This is a genomic window from Pantoea sp. UBA4549 (genome assembly GCF_002387285.1).
Classification (GTDB): Bacteria; Pseudomonadota; Gammaproteobacteria; order Enterobacterales; family Enterobacteriaceae; genus Pantoea; species Pantoea borealis.
This window is the reverse complement of record NZ_DGLH01000016.1, coordinates 24,813-43,050: the sequence shown is the minus strand read 5'-3', so window position 1 is coordinate 43,050 and position 18,238 is coordinate 24,813. Positions and strand designations below refer to the sequence as shown.

The 18,238-nt window shown below is 56.3% G+C and carries 12 protein-coding genes and 1 riboswitch; of the genes, 8 read left to right on the top strand and 4 right to left on the bottom strand.

Annotation, left to right across the window (positions count from 1 at the left end; genetic code table 11):
• Positions 1-42: 42 nt before the first annotated feature.
• Positions 43-291, bottom strand: a complete 249-nt coding sequence (gene yjbE, locus B3041_RS15625) for an exopolysaccharide production protein YjbE (RefSeq protein WP_065650405.1) — start codon at positions 289-291, stop codon at positions 43-45.
• Positions 292-797: 506 nt separating this feature from the next.
• Positions 798-2,444 (bottom strand): glucose-6-phosphate isomerase, encoded by a 1,647-nt coding sequence (gene pgi / locus B3041_RS15620; RefSeq protein ID WP_065650404.1) that lies wholly within the window; start codon positions 2,442-2,444, stop codon positions 798-800.
• Between the two features lie 454 nt (positions 2,445-2,898).
• Positions 2,899-3,093, top strand: a riboswitch (Lysine riboswitch).
• Between the two features lie 112 nt (positions 3,094-3,205).
• On the opposite strand from pgi, the gene lysC reads away from it, so the two are divergent.
• Positions 3,206-4,561, top strand: coding sequence for a lysine-sensitive aspartokinase 3 (gene lysC, locus B3041_RS15615; RefSeq protein WP_065650403.1), 1,356 nt, complete (start codon positions 3,206-3,208; stop codon positions 4,559-4,561).
• A 293-nt stretch (positions 4,562-4,854) separates the two neighbouring features.
• The gene (gene panS / locus B3041_RS15610; protein WP_065650402.1) at positions 4,855-5,775 is read left to right on the top strand and encodes a ketopantoate/pantoate/pantothenate transporter PanS; all 921 of its coding nucleotides are present in this window, start codon (positions 4,855-4,857) and stop codon (positions 5,773-5,775) included.
• 43 nt (positions 5,776-5,818) lie between these two features.
• Here the strand turns inward: panS and B3041_RS15605 are convergent, their stop codons facing one another.
• Positions 5,819-6,412 (bottom strand): YhgN family NAAT transporter, encoded by a 594-nt coding sequence (locus tag B3041_RS15605; protein ID WP_039381881.1) that lies wholly within the window; start codon positions 6,410-6,412, stop codon positions 5,819-5,821.
• Between the two features lie 220 nt (positions 6,413-6,632).
• On the opposite strand from B3041_RS15605, the gene asd reads away from it, so the two are divergent.
• The 6 genes from asd (at position 6,633) to glgP (ending at position 17,535) form a co-directional block, all read left to right on the top strand.
• Entirely contained in the window at positions 6,633-7,742 is a 1,110-nt protein-coding gene (asd, locus tag B3041_RS15600; protein ID WP_292977027.1) for an aspartate-semialdehyde dehydrogenase, read from the top strand.
• 355 nt (positions 7,743-8,097) lie between these two features.
• Positions 8,098-10,284, top strand: coding sequence for a 1,4-alpha-glucan branching enzyme (gene glgB, locus B3041_RS15595; protein WP_065650400.1), 2,187 nt, complete (start codon positions 8,098-8,100; stop codon positions 10,282-10,284).
• Positions 10,284-12,263 carry a glycogen debranching protein GlgX gene (gene glgX, locus B3041_RS15590; RefSeq protein WP_292977024.1) on the top strand — a complete coding sequence of 660 codons (1,980 nt, stop codon included), beginning with the start codon at positions 10,284-10,286 and terminating at the stop codon, positions 12,261-12,263. The genes glgB and glgX overlap by 1 nt, the downstream gene beginning before the upstream one ends.
• A gap of 10 nt (positions 12,264-12,273) precedes the next feature.
• Positions 12,274-13,566 carry a glucose-1-phosphate adenylyltransferase gene (glgC, locus tag B3041_RS15585; RefSeq protein ID WP_065650398.1) on the top strand — a complete coding sequence of 431 codons (1,293 nt, stop codon included), beginning with the start codon at positions 12,274-12,276 and terminating at the stop codon, positions 13,564-13,566.
• Positions 13,567-13,631: 65 nt separating this feature from the next.
• Entirely contained in the window at positions 13,632-15,065 is a 1,434-nt protein-coding gene (glgA, locus tag B3041_RS15580) for a glycogen synthase GlgA (protein ID WP_065650397.1), read from the top strand.
• Between the two features lie 22 nt (positions 15,066-15,087).
• Positions 15,088-17,535 carry a glycogen phosphorylase gene (gene glgP, locus B3041_RS15575; protein ID WP_065650396.1) on the top strand — a complete coding sequence of 816 codons (2,448 nt, stop codon included), beginning with the start codon at positions 15,088-15,090 and terminating at the stop codon, positions 17,533-17,535.
• A 78-nt stretch (positions 17,536-17,613) separates the two neighbouring features.
• Here the strand turns inward: glgP and B3041_RS15570 are convergent, their stop codons facing one another.
• On the bottom strand, positions 17,614-18,171 hold the full coding sequence (locus B3041_RS15570; RefSeq protein ID WP_065650395.1) for a DcrB family lipoprotein: 558 nt from the start codon (positions 18,169-18,171) through the stop codon (positions 17,614-17,616).
• Positions 18,172-18,238: the final 67 nt, after the last annotated feature.

Here is an 18,238-nt window from a genome sequence, read left to right as displayed (position 1 = left end):
AAATAACCACACGGGCGTGCGGTCAGGAGAAAAAGTGTCTTATCAACGGATAGTGCCCGTTGTGGTTGTTGTTGTACCCGTATTTGCGCCGTCACCGCCGCCGCCAGCAGCGGCAAGACCGAGGCCCACCAGCGCGCCGAGCGCGCCAATCCCCACCGCAGTCGATGCACCCGAGGAGATAGCTCCCGCCTGTGCGCCAGCTGCCGCGCCGGTCTCTTCCGGTACGGCATGGGCGGCAGAAGAGGCCGCGATATATAACAAGGCTGCACCGGCAGCCACGAGTTTTTTCATAACAGCGTTTCCTGCATTGAGAACAAAAAAGAATGAAGGCGCTATCCCGGTTTCAGGCGCGTTCACGCCAGAGCAGTAAAATATCAGCGTTCAGCAGACTAAAAAGCGCGCTCTTATCCGGCTGCTGTTGTATTACAGGCAGACTTAAGTGGCGTAAACACCCTTTTTCCGTGGCACGTTTGCCACTGTCTGAAGAATAAATATGACGACATTATATACGGCAGGATTTTACACATTTTTAGTAAAATTTGGCACGGAATAGGAATTATCGGATTTTCCTGACGGGTTGTAAATTTAAATTGGCGCGCATTCAACGCGATAGAGTGCCTGGCGCATACAAACAGATCCGTTAAAAGCTGTGGTTTATACGGTGGCTTAGCGTAATGTCAGATTTTCTTTAGCAGGTGGGGAAGATATTTCATCAGCAATGAATGGCCGTATTAAAACCGGAAAACAGGCGGGATAAAAAAGGCGGCCAGCGGCCGCCCTGATAATCTTAACGCAAATTAACGCCAGGATTTATAGCGATTGATTAAGCCATTGGTGGAGCTGTCGTGGCTGGCAATATCAGCATCATTTTCAAGCTCAGGCAAAATACGGTTCGCCAGCTGTTTGCCCAGTTCCACACCCCACTGATCAAACGTGTAAATATTCAGAATGGCACCCTGTGTGAAAATCTTATGTTCATACAGGGCAATCAGCGCGCCAAGGCTGTAAGGGGTAATTTCGCGCAGCAGAATAGAGTTAGTCGGACGGTTTCCTTCAAACACTTTAAACGGCACAACGTGCGCCACGGACTCCGCCGATTTGCCGGCATCCGTAAACTCTTTCTCTACCGTATCGCGTGACTTACCAAACGCCAGCGCCTCGGTCTGAGCAAAAAAGTTCGACAGCAGCTTCTGGTGGTGATCGGCCAGCGCGTTATGGGTAATAGCCGGTGCGATAAAGTCACACGGCACCAGCTTGGTTCCCTGGTGGATCAGCTGATAAAACGCATGCTGACCATTGGTGCCAGGCTCGCCCCAGATAATCGGGCCGGTCTGATAGTCGACCGGATTGCCCTCGCGATCGACATACTTGCCGTTCGATTCCATATTGCCCTGCTGGAAATAGGCGGCAAAGCGATGCATATACTGATCGTAAGGCAGAATCGCTTCGGTTTCAGCACCAAAGAAATTGTTGTACCAGATACCAATCAGCGCCAGCAATACCGGCAGGTTCTGCTCTGCCGGGGCAGTGGCAAAGTGCTGATCCATGGCGTGTGCGCCGCTGAGCAGCTGCGTGAAGTTATCAAAGCCGATGGAGAGAATAATAGAGAGGCCAATTGCCGACCAGAGTGAGTAGCGCCCGCCCACCCAGTCCCAGAACTCAAACATGTTGCTGGTATCAATACCAAACTCGCTGACCGCTTTGCCGTTGGTAGAGAGCGCGGCGAAATGTTTTGCCACGTGCTGCTGATCGCCCGCCGTTTTCAGGAACCAGTCGCGCGCGCTGTGCGCATTGGTCATGGTTTCCTGCGTGGTGAAGGTTTTTGAGGCCACCAGGAACAGCGTGGTTTCCGGATTCAGATCTTTCAGCGTCTCGGCAATATGCGTACCGTCAACGTTGGAGACAAAGTGCATGTTCAGATGGTTTTTATAGGGGCGCAGCGCCTCTGTAACCATAAACGGGCCGAGATCGGAGCCGCCGATACCGATGTTGACCACGTCAGTAATGGGCTTACCGGTATATCCCTTCCACTCGCCACTAATGATCCGCTCAGAGAAGCCTTTCATCTTATCCAGCACGGCGTTGACTTCCGGCATCACATCTTTGCCATCAACCAGAATCGGCGTATTGCTGCGGTTGCGCAGCGCCACGTGCAGCACGGCGCGCTCTTCCGTACGGTTGATCTTCTCGCCGGAGAACATCGATTTAATGGCGCCCGCCAGGTCGGTCTCTTTAGCCAGCGCCTGCAATTTAGTGAGGGTTTCCTCAGTGATACGGTTTTTTGAGAAATCCACCAGCATCTGATCATCGAACGTAGCGGAGAATTTCGCAAAACGATCGGCATCCTGCTGAAAAAGATCGGCGATCTGCACTGATTTCATCTGTTCAAAATGCTGCTGCAGCGCTTGCCACGCTGCGGTTTGTGTCGGATTAATATTTTTCATGGCAACACTCTTGTTGATATAAGAACCGTCATTTCATCCGGGCGCGTTCCGCTGGCCCGGCCTGCTTAGTTTCTCTTACGGCGCGCTGCGGATACCCCGGTCTGTGCCTGTGTATCAGGCGCATAACCGCGTCGGGTACAGTCGAACAGGCATCGCACAAACGCATTTCAGTATGACCATAGTTGAAGGGGAAAGGAAAAATTTTGTGACCCTGGCCGCGCGGTTTCAGCGAAATCCAGGCACCAGTATGCAGCAGGCAGAAATGACAAATTCTGAGGCACATCAGTAAAAAGCCGCGTAAGCAGGCGATGTTGTGTCAGACATTATGCGTCAGGCCCGGCGCACGTTTTCACCGGAGCCGCACGGGTTAAAAAATCATTTATCCGGGCGCTACAAGGCTGGACAGCAGCACAATTTGTCGATAATTTATGCCCGCGACTTGCACCTCCGGGTGCAAGCCAGAAGAGGCGCGTCGCCCAGGCAGTGTGTTTGAGGATCCGTATCCGGCGAAAACACATCAGGGGGTGCGACGCCGAGATGGCATAACACGCGGAGTGTTGTGCTGTCGGCTGCAGGGGCTGAATCCTCTGGGTTGTCACCAGAAGCGTCCGCAGTCGGACGTTTCGCAAGGTGAAGTGCTTTTGGTGACTCATCTCCTGATCTTGTCTGTCCAATTCCGCTCTTCTCTTGTGCCAAGGCTGTTATCCCTGTCTTCTGAACCGAATTCCCGGCAGAAGATAACCTGACACGAGGTTTGTTACATGTCTCAACCGTTGATTGTGGCAAAATTTGGTGGCACCAGCGTTGCCGATTTCGATGCCATGAACCGCAGCGCGGACGTTGTGCTGTCCGATACCCATACCCGTCTGGTCGTGCTCTCTGCGTCTGCTGGCGTAACAAATTTGCTGGTCGCGCTGGCCGAAGGCCAGGAGCAGGCAGAGCGTACGCAGATGCTGGATGAAATTCGCCGTATTCAGTACGCCATTATCGATCGCCTTGCCGCGCCGGACGTAATCCGCGACGAGATCGACCGCGTGCTGGAAAACATCACCATGCTGTCAGACACCACGGCGCTGGCAAATTCTCTTGCTCTCACCGACGAACTGGTCAGCCACGGCGAACTGATGTCAACGCTGCTGTTTGTCGAGATCCTGCGCGAGCGCGGCGTTAATGCAGAATGGTTTGACGTACGCAAAGTGATGCGCACCAGCGATCGTTTTGGCCGGGCAGAGCCGCAGGTGGCTGAGCTGCAGACGCTGGCGGCGGCGCAGCTGCAGCCGCGCATTGCGGAGGCGCTGGTGGTTACCCAGGGCTTTATCGGTAGCGAGAGCAAAGGACGCACCACCACGCTGGGCCGCGGCGGCAGTGATTATACTGCTGCGCTGCTGGGCGAGGCGCTGCGGGCTGAGCGCATCGATATCTGGACCGACGTGGCCGGTATCTATACCACCGATCCGCGCGTGGTGCCGGCTGCGCGCCGTATCGAAGAGATCACCTTCGAAGAGGCGGCAGAGATGGCCATTTTTGGCGCGAAAGTGCTCCATCCCGCCACGCTGCTGCCGGCAGTACGCAGCGACATCCCGGTGTTTGTCGGCTCCAGTAAAGATCCCGCCGCCGGCGGCACCCGCGTCTGCAATGAAACGCGCAATCCGCCGCTGTTCCGCGCGCTGGCACTGCGTCGCAAGCAGACGCTGCTGACGCTGCACAGCCTGAACATGCTGCACGCGCACGGTTTTCTGGCTGAGGTGTTTGCGATTCTGGCGCGCCATAACGTTTCCGTAGATCTGGTCACTACCTCTGAAGTCAGCGTGGCGCTGACGCTGGATAACACCGGCTCTACCAGCAGCGTGGATAGTCTGCTGACGCAGGCGCTGCTCACCGAACTCTCTTCGCTGTGCCGCGTTGAAGTTGAAGAGAACCTGGCGCTGGTGGCCATTATCGGCAATAACCTGTCGAAAGCCTGCGGCGTGGGTAAAGAGGTCTTTGGGGCGCTGGAGCCGTTTAATCTGCGCATGATTTGCTACGGTGCCAGCAGCTACAACCTCTGTTTCCTGGTGCCGACACCTGATGCGGAAGCGGTAGTGCGCGCGCTGCATCACAACCTGTTTGGTGCCTGATCCCCTTTATCATGCTGATTAGCCGGACGCTGTCCGGCTTTTTTCCCGGTGAATCCCGCCATATCTGCTGGCGTTTGCCGCAAAGCGCAGTGTTATTTCCCGCCTCAGGACGCAATATGCAGCAGCTGATAGGCAATTGCCACTGGCACCGTCGGCGGCGATAACGAAATGTTATGATCCCTTCCGATCGCGGCGATCGTTCCCTGCGCGGTCCTTCACCTGTGGCAAACCATTTAAAACCGCTCCGGCCTGCTTATATACCGGAAAAAGGTCTCTGAAAAAGGATGTGCTCCATGCTCGCCAGTCTCACCCGCCTGTTTCCACTCTGGGCTGTACTGCTCTCCGTCGCTGCCTATTACTCACCATCCACCTTTACCGGTATTGGTCCGTGGGTCTCTTATCTGCTGATGCTGATTATGTTTGGCATGGGCGTCACGCTGAATATCGACGATTTTAAACGCGTGCTGGTGCGTCCGGCCCCGGTCATTGCCGGTACCTTTCTGCACTATCTGGTGATGCCGCTGGCCGCATGGGCGCTGGCAAAACTGTTTCAGATGCCGCCCGATCTGGCCGCCGGCATGATTCTGGTCGGCAGTGTCGCCAGCGGAACCGCATCTAACGTAATGATTTATCTGGCAAAAGGCGATGTGGCGCTCTCGGTGACGATCTCTTCGGTCTCTGCGCTGGTCGGTGTCTTTGCCACCCCGCTGCTGACCCGCTTTTACGTTGATACCCATATTCAGGTCGACGTGGTGGGGATGCTGCTGAGCATTGTGAAAATTGTGGTGATCCCGATTTCACTCGGGCTGATTATTCATCACACCATGAACAGCGTGGTGCGCCGCGTTGAACCCTGGCTGCCGGCGTTTTCCATGCTCTGCATTCTGCTGATCATCAGCGCGGTGGTCGCGGGCAGCCAGAGCTTTATCGGATCGGTGGGTCTGATGGTGATTCTGGCGGTGATCCTGCATAACGCTATCGGTCTGCTCGGCGGCTACTGGGGCGGCAAGCTGTTTGGCTTTGATGAGTCCACCTGCCGCACGCTGGCGCTGGAGGTAGGCATGCAGAACTCGGGGCTGGCGGCCACGCTCGGCAAGCTCTATTTCTCGCCGCTTGCTGCCCTGCCGGGGGCACTCTTCTCGGTCTGGCACAACCTCTCCGGCTCTCTGCTGGCAGGCTACTGGTCCGGTAAACCGATTAAGAAAAAAAACTGACGGGGTGCGGGCGATGCCAGTCGCCCGCAGCTATAGCAGTTGGTCAGAGCTTCAGATAAGCACGGATCCCATCCAGGAACATCTGTGTCGCCAGCATAATCAGGATCAGTCCCATCAGCCGTTCCAGCGCGTTGACGCCCTTGTCGCCCAGCAGGCGCAGAAACAGCCCCGATAGCAGCAGAATGATAACCGTAGCCCCCCAGGCGATCAGCAGCGCGCCGACCAGATGACTCATCTGATGCGGATACTGATGCGACAGCAGCATCAGGGTTGCCAGCAGCGACGGGCCGGCGACCAGCGGGATAGCCAGCGGCACGAGAAACGGCTCCTCGCCAGCCGGCAGGCCGCTGCTGCCGGTGTCGCCAGAGGGAAAAATCATGCGAATCGCGATCAGAAACAGAATAATGCCGCCGGAAATCGAGACCGTTTCGGTGCGCAGATTCAGGAACATCAGAATGCGTTCACCGGCAAACAGAAACAGCAGCATCAGCCCGAGCGCAATCAGCATTTCACGCATCAGCACCACGCGCCGGCGTCTGGGCTCCAGATGTTTCAGCACCGACATGAAAATGGGCAGATTGCCGAGAGGATCCATAATCAGCAGCAGCAGCACGGTCGCAGATATCATTTCAGTCATGGGCGGTAAACCACTCCTTTCTGTTGGTGTTCACTATTATTAGCTCTGTTGCTGAAAAAACAGGTGTAATCGAATTAATTCACTTGCCAGAAGTGCAGCATTTTGTAGAGTTGAAGGTCGCAGGTAAACCTGAATATCACGCAGGCTCGCGCACGTTTCGCGTCGGGTCTGATACATGCACTATACAGGCCTCGGCCCGAGCTCCTGAGACGGACAGAAAATGAAGAATGTAGGTTTTATTGGTTGGCGTGGCATGGTCGGCTCTGTGCTGATGTCACGAATGAGCGAAGAACGCGATTTTGACGTGATCAATCCGGTGTTCTTTTCTACGTCGCAGCTCGGCCAGGCTGCGCCCGCGTTTGGCGGTAAGTCAACCGGCGCGCTGCAGGATGCGTTTGATATCGACGCGCTGAAAGCGCTCGACATTATTATTACCTGCCAGGGCGGCGACTATACCAGTGAAGTCTATCCAAAGCTGCGTGAGAGCGGCTGGCAGGGTTACTGGATTGATGCAGCCTCTACGCTGCGCATGAAAGACGACGCCATCATTATTCTCGATCCGGTTAACCATCAGGTTATTCGTGACGGACTGAACAACGGCATCAAAACCTTTGTCGGTGGCAACTGCACCGTCAGCCTGATGCTGATGTCACTGGGCGGCCTGTTTGCGAACGATCTGGTGGAGTGGGCCTCAGTGGCAACTTATCAGGCGGCGTCCGGCGGCGGCGCGCGTCATATGCGCGAACTGCTGACGCAGATGGGCATGCTGCACGATCATGTCGCACCGGCACTGCAGGATCCCGCTTCCGCTATTCTGGAGATTGAGCGCAGCGTGACTGACTTTACCCGCTCCGGTACGCTGCCGACGGATAACTTTGGCGTGCCGCTGGCGGGCAGCCTGATCCCCTGGATCGACAAGCAGCTCGACAATGGCCAGAGCCGCGAAGAGTGGAAAGGCCAGGCCGAAACCAACAAAATCCTCAACACCGGCAACATCATTCCGGTTGATGGCCTGTGCGTGCGCGTCGGCGCGCTGCGCTGCCACAGCCAGGCATTCACGCTGAAGCTGAAAAAAGATCTGCCGCTGGCAGAGATTGAGCAGCTGCTTGCGGCGCATAACGAGTGGGTGAAAGTGGTGCCAAACGATCGCGAAATCACGATGCGCGAGCTGACGCCCGCTGCGGTTACCGGTCGCCTGACCACGCCGGTCGGCCGTCTGCGCAAGCTTAACATGGGGCCGGAGTACCTTTCTGCCTTCACCGTCGGCGATCAGCTGCTGTGGGGTGCGGCAGAACCGCTGCGTCGCATGCTGCGTCTGCTGACCGACTAAGCGCAACGACATCAGACAGGCCGGGGTTCCCCGGCTTTTTTTTAATCAGCTGACGGGCAAAACATAAGCTAAATTGCCGCCCGCGAGTGATCGGCTTCCCTTTTTTGTTTTTCTGACAACAATTTTTCATGTTCCTCCCTGGCTTCTGCCAACCCCAAGCTATGATTTAACTGAGAAGTACCGATTGTTAACAGGTTGTACTTTGTAAGCGAATTAGTAGTGGTACCTGGCAACGAATTTTCCCATGGAGGGTGGCCTCTCTTGCCGGTGTACGTATGACTCAATGAAAAGCAGCGCACTTACAGCGGCACAACTGCCTCTGCGGTCGCCTGCACAAAATCATAGGAAGAAAGTCATGTCAGAGTTTCCCGATCGCGATGCGATCAATGCGCTTTTTGCCGGGGATTACGCCGACCCCTTTTCTGTCCTGGGAATGCACCAGACCGTTCAGGGCCTTGAAGTCCGCGCGCTGCTGCCGGATGCCTCTGAAGTCTGGGTGATCGAAACCAAAACCGGCCGCAAATGTGGTCAGCTGAAGTGTCTGGATTCACGCGGTTTTTTCAGCGGCATTATTCCGCGCCGCAAGAACATGTTTCGCTATCAGCTGGCGGTGAACTGGCACGGTCAGCAGAATCTGATTGATGATGCTTACCGTTTTGGTCCGCTGCTGGCCGATATGGATGCCTGGCTGCTGGCTGAAGGCACGCACCAGCGTCCCTATGAAACTCTGGGCGCGCACGGCGCAACCATTGATGGCGTCAGCGGCACGCGCTTTGCCGTATGGGCACCGAATGCCCGTCGCGTCTCTGTGGTCGGCGATTTCAATTTCTGGGATGGCCGCCGTCATCCGATGCGCTTCCGGCGTGAACTCGGGATCTGGGAGCTGTTTGTGCCGGGCGCGGTAAACGGGCAGCTCTATAAATATGAGATTGTCGATTTACACGGGCAGATGCGTATCAAAGCCGATCCGTTTGCGTTTGAGGCGCAGATGCGTCCGCAGACGGCGTCAATGATCTGCGGGCTGCCGCCGAAGGTTGAGATGCAGCCTGCGCGCAAAGCGGCCAACGGTTTTGATCAGCCTATCTCTATTTATGAGGTGCACCTCGGCTCATGGCGACGCCACACCGATAACAACTTCTGGCTGAGCTACAAAGAGCTGGCTGAGCAGCTGATCCCCTACGTCAAAGAGATGGGTTTTACCCATATTGAACTGCTACCGATTAATGAGCATCCGTTTGACGGCAGCTGGGGTTATCAGCCGCTGGGCATGTATGCGCCGACGCGCCGGTTCGGGACGCGCGATGAGTTCCGCCAGTTTATTGCAGCGGCACACGAAGCGGGCATTAACGTGCTGCTGGACTGGGTGCCGGGACATTTCCCTGATGACGACTTTGGTCTGGCAAAATTTGACGGCACCGAACTCTATGAGCACAGCGATCCGCGCGAAGGCTATCATCAGGACTGGAATACGCTGATCTATAACTTTGGCCGGCGTGAAGTCAGTAACTATCTCTCCGGTAACGCGCTTTACTGGCTGGAACGATTTGGTATTGATGGACTGCGTGTGGATGCAGTGGCTTCAATGATCTATCGCGACTACAGCCGTAAAGCGGGCGAGTGGATCCCGAATCATCTGGGCGGGCGCGAGAACCTGGAAGCGATCGCGTTTCTGCGTCATACCAATCAGACGCTGGGCACTGCCGTGTCTGGCAGCATCACCGTGGCAGAAGAGTCAACCGACTTCCCTGGCGTCACGCGCCCGATCGAGAATGAAGGGCTGGGCTTCTGGTTCAAGTGGAACCTGGGCTGGATGCACGACACCCTCGACTACATGAAGCTCGATCCGGTACATCGCCGCTATCATCACAATCTGATGACGTTCGGTATGGCTTACAACTACAGCGAAAACTTTGTGCTGCCGCTGTCACATGATGAAGTGGTGCACGGTAAGCGCTCTATTCTTGATCGCATGCCGGGTGACGCCTGGCAGAAGTTTGCTAACCTGCGTGCTTACTACGGCTGGATGTGGGCGTTTCCGGGTAAAAAGCTGCAGTTTATGGGCAATGAGTTTGCTCAGGGACGCGAGTGGAACCATGACGTCAGCCTTGACTGGCACCTGCTGGAAGGCGATGACAACTGGCATCACGGCGTACAGCGTCTGGTACGCGATCTCAACCACAGCTATCGCCACTATGCGCCACTTTATCAGCTCGACTTTGACCCGCAGGGCTTTGAATGGCTGGTGGTGGATGACCACGATAACTCGGTGTTTGTCTTTGTGCGCCGCGACCGCGAAGGCAATGAGATCATTGTTGTCAGTAACTTCACGCCGGTCACGCGCCAGGATTACCGTTTTGGCGTCAATCAGGCCGGCGGCTGGCGTGAGGTGCTGAATACCGATCAGCACGACTATCACGGCAGCGACGTGCGCAATCATAGCATCACCCATACCGACGAGATTGCCAGCCACGGCCGGGCACAGTCGCTGAGTCTGACGCTGCCACCGCTGTCGACCATCTGGCTGGTGCGGGAGGCGGACTGATGATCGAAGCGGGCGAACCTGCGCCGCACGGTGCCCGCTATGATGGACGCGGCGTCAACTTCACGCTCTTCTCGCGTCACGCAGAGAAGGTGGAGCTTTGCCTGTTCAGCCGTGAAGGCGAGGAGCAGCGCCTTGTGCTGCCCGCGCGCAGCGGCGATATCTGGCACGGCTATGTTGCCGGGCTGAAGCCAGGCCAGCGCTACGGCTATCGCGTTTATGGCCCGTGGGACCCGCAGCGGGGACACCGTTTTAATCCGGCTAAACTGCTGGTGGACCCCTGCGCCAGAGCCGTTACCGGCAGCGTTGCGGATGACGCACCGCTGTATGGTGGTATCGCACAGCCTGACGGCCAGGACAGCGCCAGCTGTATGCCAGCATCGCTGGTTATCGCCGAAGACTTTGACTGGGGAGACGATCGGCCACCGCGTACGCCCTGGGGCAACACGGTCATTTATGAAGCGCACGTGCGCGGTCTGACGCAGCTGCATCCGGAAATTCCGGAAACGCTGCGCGGGACGTATGCGGCGCTCGGCCACCCTGTTATGGTGAAGTACCTGCGTCATCTGGGCATTACCGCGCTGGAGCTTTTGCCTGTAGCCGCTTTTGCCAGTGAGCCGCGGCTGCAGCGGCTGGGGCTGCATAACTATTGGGGCTATAACCCCTATGCGCTCTGGGCAGTGCATCCGGATTATGCGTCAGGCGAAGCGGGTGTCACGGCGCTGCAGGAGTTTCAGCAGGCGGTAAAAACGCTGCATGCGGCGGGTATTGAGGTGATCCTGGATGTGGTATTCAACCACACGGCAGAGCTGGAGGAGATTGGTCCGACGCTGTCGCTGCGCGGTGTGGATAACGCCAGCTACTACTGGCTTGATGAGCAGGGGAACTACCAGAACTGGACCGGCTGCGGCAACACGCTGAATCTCAGCGATCCGCAGGTGATGACGTGGGCGCTGGAAGCGCTGCGCTACTGGGTACAGCACTGTCACGTTGATGGTTTCCGCTTTGATCTCGCCAGCGTGCTGGGCCGTACGCCAGAGTTTTGCGCTGAAGCGCCGCTGCTGGCGGCGATCCGTGCCTGTCCGATCCTGTCACAGGTCAAGCTGATTGCTGAACCATGGGACATTGGCGAAAACGGCTATCAGGTGGGCCGGTTCCCACCGGGTTTTGCCGAATGGAACGACCATTTTCGCGATGCTGTACGCCGCTACTGGCTGCATGGCGAACTGAGCAACGGTGAGCTGGCGCGCCGGTTTGCCGCCTCAGCCGATCTGTTTCAGAACCCAGGCCGCCAGCCGCACGCCAGCATTAATTTTATTACTGCGCATGATGGCTTCACGCTGCACGACCTGGTGAGCTATAACCATAAACATAATCAGGCTAACGGCGAGGACAACCGCGACGGTAGCAGTGATAACTTCAGCCATAACCACGGGCATGAAGGACTGAAGGCGAATCCGGATGTCGTACAGCGGCGGCGGCACAGCACGCATGCGCTGCTGACCACGCTGCTGCTGGCACAGGGCACGCCGATGCTGCTGGCTGGCGATGAGCGTGGACAGAGCCAGTACGGCAATAACAACGCCTACTGTCAGGATAACCTGCTGACGTGGCTCAACTGGCAGCAGGATGATTCAGGACTGGTCGACTTTACTGCGGCGCTTATCCAGCTGCGCCAGCGCATTCCGGCGCTGACGGCAGACTGCTGGTGGCAGGAGGGGGAGGGTCAGGTGCAGTGGTTCAATACCAGCGGCAAACCACTGGAACCAGAAGAGTGGGAGCGGGGCGTGCATCAGATGCAAATCCTGCTGTCGGACCGCTGGCTGATAACAATAAATGCAACAGATGCAATCAGTGACCTAGCCTTACCAGACGGAGAATGGCATGCCATACCTCCTTTCGCCGGGGAAGATAATCCCATTTTGACAACTGTCTGGCACGGGCCCGCACGCGGCGTGTGTGTGTTCCTAAAGCAATCATAAGGAGTCAGACATGGTGAAGTTAGACAGAAACGATCCTCTGATGCTGGCGCGCCAGCTTCCTACCCAGACAGTTGCCCTGATCCTCGCTGGCGGACGCGGTACGCGTCTGAAAGATCTGACCGCAAAACGCGCGAAGCCTGCCGTTCACTTTGGCGGCAAGTTTCGTATTATCGACTTTGCCCTTTCCAACTGCATTAATTCAGGCATCCGGCGCATCGGCGTCATTACCCAGTATCAGTCGCATACGCTGACGCAGCATATTCAGCGCGGCTGGTCACTGTTTAACGAAGAGATGAATGAGTTTGTCGATTTGCTGCCTGCTCAGCAGCGCGCTGCGACAGAACACTGGTATCGCGGCACCGCCGATGCGGTGACACAAAACCTCGATATTATCCGGCGCTATAACGCACAGTACATCGTGATCCTGGCCGGCGATCATATCTACAAAATGGACTACTCACGCATGCTGCTCGATCATGCTGAACGCGGCGCGAAATGTACTATCGCCTGTCTGCCGGTTCCGCTGGCGGAAGCGACCGCCTTTGGGGTAATGGCAGTGGATGCTGAAAACAACGTGGTCGATTTTGTTGAGAAACCCGCGACGCCGCCCGCTATGCCAGGCGACGCAGATAAAGCGCTGGCAAGTATGGGTATCTATGTTTTCAATGCCGACTATCTTTATCAGTTACTGGAAGACGATTTGCTGGTAGAGAACTCCAGTCACGACTTTGGTAAAGATTTGCTGCCAAAAATTGTGGCGAGCGGTGAGGCATATGCACATTCCTTCACGCTCTCCTGCGTGCAGAATGATGAGAACGCCGAGCCTTACTGGCGCGACGTGGGCACGCTGGAGGCCTACTGGCGCGCCAATCTCGATCTGGCGTCCGTTACGCCAGAGCTGGATATGTATGATCAGGAATGGCCCATCCGGACCCATATGGAGCCACTGCCGCCGGCTAAATTTGTGCAGGATCGCTCCGGCAGTCATGGCATGACCATGAACTCGCTGGTATCAGGCGGCTGCATTATTTCCGGCTCCGTGGTAGTGAATTCAGTGCTGTTTCCGCGCGTGCGCGTAAACTCATTTTGCAATATTGATTCAGCGGTGCTGCTGCCGGATGTTGTGGTAGGCCGTTCGTGCCGGCTACGCCGCTGTGTGATTGACCGTGCCTGCGAGATCCCGGAAGGCATGGTGATTGGAGAGAATCCGGATGAAGACAGCCGGCGTTTTTACCGATCGGAAGAGGGTATCGTACTGGTGACGCGCGCCATGCTGGCCAGGCTGGCCACCGCGGGTCAGTGAGTGGCGACAAGCATACAAAAAAACCGCCGCGTGGAACGCGCGCGATAACATAATAGGGGTTCAGGATGCAGGTTTTACATGTCTGTTCAGAGCTTTTTCCGCTGCTGAAAACGGGCGGACTGGCTGATGTCGTCGGCGCATTACCTCAGGCACAAATAGCCGATGGTACGGATACGCGGGTATTGCTTCCGGCGTTTCCGGATCTGCGTAAAGGAATTCCTGATACTGATGTAGTAGCAGAGCTGCAAACCTTTGCCGGACCCGTGCGCCTGCTGTTTGGGCAGTACAACGGTGTCGGAATTTATCTGATTGACGCGCCAGGATTGTATGACCGTCCCGGCAGCCCCTACCACGACACATCGCAGTTCGCTTACGTCGATAACTATCTGCGTTTTGCGCTGCTGGGCTGGATGGGTGCCGAGCTGGCAAGCGGCGTGGACGCACTGTGGCGTCCGCAGATTGTGCATGCGCATGACTGGCATGCCGGTCTGACCTGCGCCTACATTGCCGCGCGCGGCAATCCGGCTAAAACGGTCTTTACCGTACACAACCTTGCCTATCAGGGGCTGTTTAACGCCCGGCATCTGGATGAGATTCAGATCCCGCAGGAATATTTTGGTATGCACGGTCTGGAGTTTTACGGCCAGATCTCTTACCTCAAAGCCGGCCTGTTCTTTGCCGATCATATTACGGCGGTCAGTCCGACCTACGCGCTGGAGATCACCCGCCCGGAATTTGGTTACGGTATGGAATCGCTGCTGGAGCAGCGTCTGCGTGAAGGTCGCCTGAGCGGCATTCTCAACGGCGTGGATCCGGGCATCTGGGATCCGGCGCATGACCTGCTGCTGACCGCCCGTTATGACCGCGACACGCTGGAGAGTAAAGCGGAAAACAAACGTCAGCTGCAGATCGCCATGGGACTGAAAGTCGATGACAAAGTGCCGGTCTTCTGTGTTATCAGCCGGCTGACAAAACAGAAAGGGCTCGATCTGGTGCTGGAAGCGCTGCCGGGTCTGCTGGCGCAGGGCGGGCAGCTGGTGTTGCTGGGTCAGGGCGATGCCGAACTGCAGCAGGGTTTCCTTGCGGCGGCGGCGGAACATCCCGGCAGCGTGGGCGTACAGATTGGCTATCACGAAGCGTTCTCACACCGTATTGTCGGCGGTGCCGATGTGATTATGGTGCCCAGCCGCTTTGAACCCTGCGGACTGACGCAGCTCTATGGTCTGAAATACGGCACGCTGCCGCTGGTGCGTCGTACCGGTGGTCTGGCCGATACCGTACAGGATAGCTCTCTGGAGAACCTGGCGGATGGTGTCGCCAGCGGCTTCAGTTTTGAAGACAGTAACGCCTGGTCACTGCTGCGTGCTATTCGTCGCGCCTTTGTGCTCTGGTCACGACCTTCACTCTGGCGCTATGTTCAGCGCCAGGCCATGGCGATGGATTTCAGCTGGCAGGTGGCGGCGCAAGCCTACCGCGATCTTTATCAACGTATGCTGTAATTGAGAGATTGGGAGTCCGGATATGAATGCACCTTTTACCTACGCCTCACCCACGCTGACGGTTGAAGCGCTGAAGCACTCAATCGCCTATAAGCTGATGTTTACGATTGGCAAAGATCCTTCAATCGCGAATAAGCATGAGTGGCTGAACGCGTCGCTGCTCGCGGTGCGAGACCGTATGGTAGAGCGCTGGCTGCGTTCCAGCCGTGCGCAGCTGTCGCAGGACGTGCGTCAGGTTTACTACCTGTCGATGGAGTTCCTGATGGGCCGTACGCTGGGCAATGCGCTGCTGGCGATGGGCATTTATGACGATCTTAATCAGGCGCTGGATGAGATGGGACTCAACCTCAGCGAACTGATGGAAGAGGAAAACGATCCCGGACTCGGCAACGGCGGCCTCGGTCGTCTGGCTGCCTGCTTTCTTGATTCGCTGGCAACGTTAGGCCTGCCGGGACGCGGTTACGGTATCCGCTATGACTACGGCATGTTCCGGCAGAATATTGTCGATGGTCAGCAGCGTGAGTCGCCAGACTACTGGCTGGAGTATGGCAACCCGTGGGAGTTTCAGCGCCACAATACCCGCTATAAAGTGCGTTTTGGCGGCCGCCTGCAGCATGAGGGCGCGCGCGTTCGCTGGGTGGAAACCGAAGAGATTGTCGCGATGGCGTACGATCAAATCATCCCTGGTTTTGACACCGATGCCACCAATACGCTGCGGCTGTGGGGCGCGCAGGCAAGTAATGAGATCAACCTTGGCAAGTTCAACCAGGGCGACTACTTTGCGGCCGTCGAGGATAAAAACCATTCAGAGAACGTTTCGCGCGTTCTTTATCCGGATGATTCAACTTACTCCGGACGCGAGCTGCGGCTGCGTCAGGAGTATTTTCTGGTTTCATCTACGGTACAGGATATTCTGCATCGCCACTGGAAAATGCATGAAACCTGGGACAACCTTGCTGACAAAGTCGCTATCCACCTGAACGACACGCATCCGGTACTGGCGATCCCGGAACTGATGCGGCTGCTGATCGATGAGTATAAGTTCAGCTGGGATGACGCATTTGAAGTTACCTGTCAGATCTTCTCCTACACCAACCATACGCTGATGAGCGAGGCGCTGGAGACCTGGCCGGTAGACATGATCGGCAAAATTCTGCCGCGTCACCTGAGTATTATTTTTGAGATCAATGATTACTTCCTGAAAACCATTCAGGAGCACTATCCCGACGACTGGGATCTGCTGTCGCGCATCTCGATTATTGATGAGAATGATGGCCGCCGCATCCGCATGGCGTGGCTGGCGGTCGTGGTCAGTCATAAAGTAAACGGCGTCTCTGAGCTGCACTCCAATCTCATGGTGCAGTCGCTGTTTGCCGACTTTGCCCGACTCTTCCCGGGACGTTTCTGCAACAAAACGAACGGCGTTACGCCGCGCCGCTGGCTGGCGCTGGCAAATCCGGCGCTCTCTGACGTGCTGGATGAAACTATCGGCCGCACCTGGCGCACCGATCTGTCACAGCTCAGCGAGCTGCAGCCGCATATCGACTATCCGGCGTTTATTCGCCAGGTGGCCGATGCCAAATTTGCCAACAAGCAGCGGCTGGCGGCATGGGTCGCCAAAAACATGGATATCGTGCTTAACCCGCACGCGCTGTTTGATGTACAGATCAAGCGTATTCACGAGTACAAACGGCAGCTGCTGAATGTGCTGCATGTGATCACCCGCTATAACCGTATCAAAGCCGATCCCGATGCCAACTGGGTGCCGCGCGTAAACATTTTTGCCGGCAAAGCCGCCTCAGCGTATTACGTGGCGAAGCACATTATTCATTTGATCAATGATGTGGCTGACGTGATCAACAATGATCCGCAGGTGAAGAACAAGCTGAAGGTGGTGTTTATCCCTAACTACGGCGTCAGCCTGGCGCAGATCATCATTCCGGCAGCCGATCTTTCGGAACAGATCTCCACGGCCGGTACCGAGGCCTCCGGCACCAGTAACATGAAGTTTGCGCTTAATGGCGCGCTGACGATTGGCACGCTGGATGGGGCGAATGTGGAGATGCGTGAGCACGTGGGTGCAGAGAATCTCTTTATCTTCGGCAACACCACTCCGCAGGTTGAGCAGCTGCGCAAAGAGGGCTATAACCCGCGCAAATACTTTGAGGAAGATGCTGAGCTGCATCAGGTGCTGACGCAGATTGCTACCGGCGTGTTCAGTCCGCAGGATCCGGGACGGTATCGCAACCTGTTTGATGCGCTGGTCAACTTCGGTGACCACTATCAGCTGCTGGCAGATTACCGCAGCTATGTGGATACGCAGGACAAGGTAGATAAGCTTTACCGGCAGCCGGATGAGTGGCAGCGGCGGGCGGCGCTGAATATCGCCGGTATGGGCTACTTCTCCTCAGACCGCACTATTCAGGAGTATGCAGATGAGATCTGGCATATTTCGCCGGTGAGGTTATAAAAAAGGGTCGCCACATAGGGCGACCCTGCAAAGCGGTACGATCAGCGTCAGGTGCGTCTTCATGCGCACCTGGCGTAATTATTTCAGGGTAATGCTTTTCACAATGCTGTCTGCATCGCTCTGCGCCTGCTGCTGATTCTCAGCCGGCAGCGTGATCTGCAGCGTCAGCAGTTTGCCATCCACTTTTGCCAGAACTATCGTTGACCATGACGTCTGGTTGTTGGCAGAAATCACCGTATCCAGCTGCTGAGCCGGCTGATCTTTTAGCGTTACTGCTTTATTCGACACTACCTGCAGCTGCGCATCGCGGTTGCGCTGCTGCTGCTCCAGACGTTTTGACAGCGTCTCAAGCGTATCACTGGTCGGGTCGCCGGCGATCACGATAATCGCGCGCTGGCCGGTTTCATCAGCGTACACATGCATGTTAGTGGATTCAGAACCGAGCTTACCGCTCTTATCAGACATACCCGCAGGCAGCGTAAAACTCAGTTTCCCTTCCATCAGATTCACAGTCTGAGCTGACTGGCTGACGCTGGTGCCGCTGTTATCGGCGGTGGCATCCTCTTTTTTCTGATCGCACGCCGCCAGGCCCAGCACCAGCAGACCGATACCTGCATATTTCACTACGTTGCGCATTCTGTTCCCTTTTACAATTCCAGTCTGGCTTATACAAACGGAATCGGCGGTTAAAAGCAACCGCCGA

Coding starts and splice junctions, on each gene's coding strand:
- glgC (WP_065650398.1), top strand. CDS start 12,274: ATGGTGAAGTTAGACAGAAACGATCCTCTGATGCTGGCGCGCCAGCTT.
- glgX (WP_292977024.1), top strand. CDS start 10,284: ATGATCGAAGCGGGCGAACCTGCGCCGCACGGTGCCCGCTATGATGGA.
- yjbE (WP_065650405.1), bottom strand. CDS start 291: ATGAAAAAACTCGTGGCTGCCGGTGCAGCCTTGTTATATATCGCGGCC.
- B3041_RS15570 (WP_065650395.1), bottom strand. CDS start 18,171: ATGCGCAACGTAGTGAAATATGCAGGTATCGGTCTGCTGGTGCTGGGC.
- B3041_RS15605 (WP_039381881.1), bottom strand. CDS start 6,412: ATGACTGAAATGATATCTGCGACCGTGCTGCTGCTGCTGATTATGGAT.
- glgB (WP_065650400.1), top strand. CDS start 8,098: ATGTCAGAGTTTCCCGATCGCGATGCGATCAATGCGCTTTTTGCCGGG.
- glgP (WP_065650396.1), top strand. CDS start 15,088: ATGAATGCACCTTTTACCTACGCCTCACCCACGCTGACGGTTGAAGCG.
- lysC (WP_065650403.1), top strand. CDS start 3,206: ATGTCTCAACCGTTGATTGTGGCAAAATTTGGTGGCACCAGCGTTGCC.
- glgA (WP_065650397.1), top strand. CDS start 13,632: ATGCAGGTTTTACATGTCTGTTCAGAGCTTTTTCCGCTGCTGAAAACG.
- pgi (WP_065650404.1), bottom strand. CDS start 2,444: ATGAAAAATATTAATCCGACACAAACCGCAGCGTGGCAAGCGCTGCAG.
- panS (WP_065650402.1), top strand. CDS start 4,855: ATGCTCGCCAGTCTCACCCGCCTGTTTCCACTCTGGGCTGTACTGCTC.
- asd (WP_292977027.1), top strand. CDS start 6,633: ATGAAGAATGTAGGTTTTATTGGTTGGCGTGGCATGGTCGGCTCTGTG.